Below are 2,866 nucleotides of genomic sequence, written 5' to 3' on the forward strand. Positions count from 1 at the left end.
CTGGTAGGAGTGCGCCTGGAAAATCGCCTCGACGACGCGGGCGGCCAGCGCCTGGTCGTCCGGCAGTTCGAAGGAAACCTCGACCGTGCCGGGGCGCCGCCGCAATTCGGTTTCGGCGCCGGCGGCCGCACCGTCAAGCGGCCTGTAGCGTTCGATGCCGTGCGCCGACTGATAGGCATTGCGGTCATATTTGCCCATGGCCAGCGGCGCGATCGCCACCACCGCATCCATGATGCGGTCGACGTCGGTGGCCGGAGCCTGGAAGGTCACGAGCAGAAGCAGTGTCATTCGTAGCGATGTGGTTTCAAAGCCGCTGTCGATCATGGAAGTGTCCTCAAGTGTTTTGGGACACCTTTTTAGCCCTGTGCTCCTGACACGGTTCTGTCAGCAGCCTGTCACCGTGCCGTGCCAAATGCATGGCTGGCCGCAGTCGCGCTACAGCAGGATCTTGCGAACCAACCTGACGGCGACCAAAGCGATATAGGCGGCGAAGAACAGGCCGAGCGACCAGCCGAAGCCGGACGGGCCGAACGCATCCATGCCGATGCCGATCGCCTGCGGGCCGAGCACCATGCCGACGCCGTAGCACAGCACGAAGGCGGCATTGGCCGACGCCAGTTCATGGCCGGAAAGCTGCGAGCCGAGATGGGCAAGGCCGATCGTGTACATGGCGGCGACGACGCCGCCCCAGACGAACAGAAGCGCGGCCATCAAATGCCAATTCTGGGCGAAGAAGGGCATGAACACGGTGCCGATAAGACCGACCGTCGCGCAGGCAATCAGCAGGTAGCGGCGATCGCTGACGCGGTCGCTGATCATGCCGATCGGGATCTGCAACAACACATTGCCGAGGCCGATCATGGTCAGCAGAAGGGCCGCATCGGCCTCGGAATAGCCGATTCGGCTGCCGTAGATCGGGAACAGCGCAAAGCCGCCGGTTTCCACCGCGCCGAACACCAGCACGGCAGCGGTCGCCGACGGCACCAGCCAGATGTAGCGCAGGAAATTGCTGGTTTCGCCATCCGAGGCGATCGACGGGCTCTCGTTGCGTGCTGCCAGCACGGGTATGGCCGCCAGCGTCACCAACGCGATGATGACGCCGAACGGCCTGAAGCCGGAACTGCCGAGATGAGCGAACAGCCACGGTCCGGCGGCAAAGCCGAGCGACAGGACAGTGGCGTAGATGCCAAGGACAAGGCCGCGCCGGTGCGGCGGCGCCGAGGTGCTGATCCAGAATTCAGACAGGATGAACAGCACCGTCAGCGCAATGTGCAGCACGATGCGCAGTGGAAACCACATCCAGAAATCGGGTGCGAAATGGAAGCCGACAAAGGCCAGCGCGCCGGCGGCGATCATGGCGATCATGGTCCAGGCAACGCCGAAGCGCATGGCGAGCGGGGTCGCCAGCGGCGCACCGGCGATCGAGGCGAGGCCGGCGACGGCGGTGTTGAGGCCGATCATCGAAGCCGAGTGGCCGCGTGTTTCAAGGATGACGCTGAGCAGCGGCATGCCGAGGCCGATGGCGATGCCGACGACGCTGATCGACGAGATCGCCGCCACCATCGGCAGCCAGTGTACGCGCTCGTCGCCCTTTGGTTGGGTATCGACCGTCATGGATGCTGAATACTCTGTCTGTTTGATCTTACGCAATTCGGACGGAAAACCGCGTCACACTTTCCTGGAATTGCTCTAGAGAAGTTCGCGGATGAAGCGGCTGCGGACAAGCCGGTAGAAGGGCACGGGACCGCCTGGACGCAACAGTGGATCATGGGCGAGGCGCTTTTCCAACTCGTCCAGGATCATTCGGGTGATGTCGGGTATGTCGGCTTCCCTGGCCTTGGCAAGCGGCAGCCAGACCAGCTCTTCCAGTTCGTTGGTCGGACCGCCACCGGGCAGTTCGACCGCGACGTCGTCACGCCACGCGCTGAAGAAGCGGGTGTCGAAGCGGCGCACCCGGTTGGGCGGCGTGATGGCGCGCGCGACGAAGCGCAGCATGTCGAGAGAGGGTTGCACGCCGTGTTCGGCAAAGCCTTGCCAGTCGGATCTGGGAGTTGCGAAAGCACCCTTGCGGCCGATCAGCAGCCCGGCTTCCTCATAGGTCTCTCGGATGGCCGACAGGGCGATGGCGCGGGCTCGTGCGGCGCTTGTGCGCCCCGGCCCGGCGATCAGCTTGGCTTCCTGCTCCGGGTGCAGGGCGGCGACGACCGGTATGCGGCTATCGGCCGGATCGGTGCGGCCGCCGGGAAAGACGAACTTGCCCGGCATGAAGGCGTGGCCGGCATGGCGGCGACCCATCAGAACCAGTACGTCGTCGTCCTTGCGGTCGAGCAGGATGAGGGTTGCCGCGTCGCGCGGGCGAATTGGCCGGTCGCTATGAGCGATCATGCTCCGCTCGATCCTGTCGACTTCCGCCTTGGTCATACCGTCCATGCGCAGGACCTAGCGGAAACTTCTGGCAAGCGAAAGTGGCCTTTCACGGTCGGTATGTTGCGCCAGGCAGCGTTCTTGGCTGCGGCCTAGGCTCCGGGATGCGGCTCGATCACGTCGTGCTCGCCGCCGAAGCCGTGCATATAGAAGGCCCATTGCAGCCCGATGACGGCACCCTTGACCGGCTGCAGCAGCGCAACCGACAAAAGGATGGTCAGCGGCACCCAGATGGCGATGTGCTGCCATATGGACAAAGTCGACGTCGCCTCAACGCCCATGAAGGCGCCCAGCACGATGTGGCCGACAATGACGATGACGAGGTAGGCCGGCAGGTCGTCGGCCCGGTGGTGATGCAATTCCTCGCCGCAGACGCCGCATGTGTCGACGGTCTTGGTAAAAGCGCGAAACAGCTTGCCTTCGCCGCAATGCGGGCAGCGGC

At 64.2% G+C, this 2,866-nt stretch carries 4 protein-coding genes; all 4 read right to left on the reverse strand.

What is annotated here, in order from left to right:
- Positions 1 to 324 (reverse strand): hypothetical protein (locus EN925_RS30665; protein WP_128337162.1); only part of this gene is annotated, 324 nt, incomplete at its 3' end.
- Positions 325 to 435: 111 nt separating this feature from the next.
- Positions 436 to 1,614, reverse strand: a complete 1,179-nt coding sequence (locus EN925_RS30670; protein ID WP_024503576.1) for an MFS transporter — start codon at positions 1,612 to 1,614, stop codon at positions 436 to 438.
- A 75-nt stretch (positions 1,615 to 1,689) separates the two neighbouring features.
- Positions 1,690 to 2,430, reverse strand: a complete 741-nt coding sequence (locus EN925_RS30675; protein ID WP_027161472.1) for an NUDIX domain-containing protein — start codon at positions 2,428 to 2,430, stop codon at positions 1,690 to 1,692.
- 86 nt (positions 2,431 to 2,516) lie between these two features.
- On the reverse strand, positions 2,517 to 2,866 hold a 350-nt coding region (locus EN925_RS30680), incomplete at its 5' end, for a DUF983 domain-containing protein (RefSeq protein ID WP_128337163.1).

It is taken from the genome of Mesorhizobium sp. M7A.F.Ca.US.006.04.2.1, from assembly GCF_004022915.1.
GTDB lineage: Bacteria > Pseudomonadota > Alphaproteobacteria > Rhizobiales > Rhizobiaceae > Mesorhizobium > Mesorhizobium ciceri.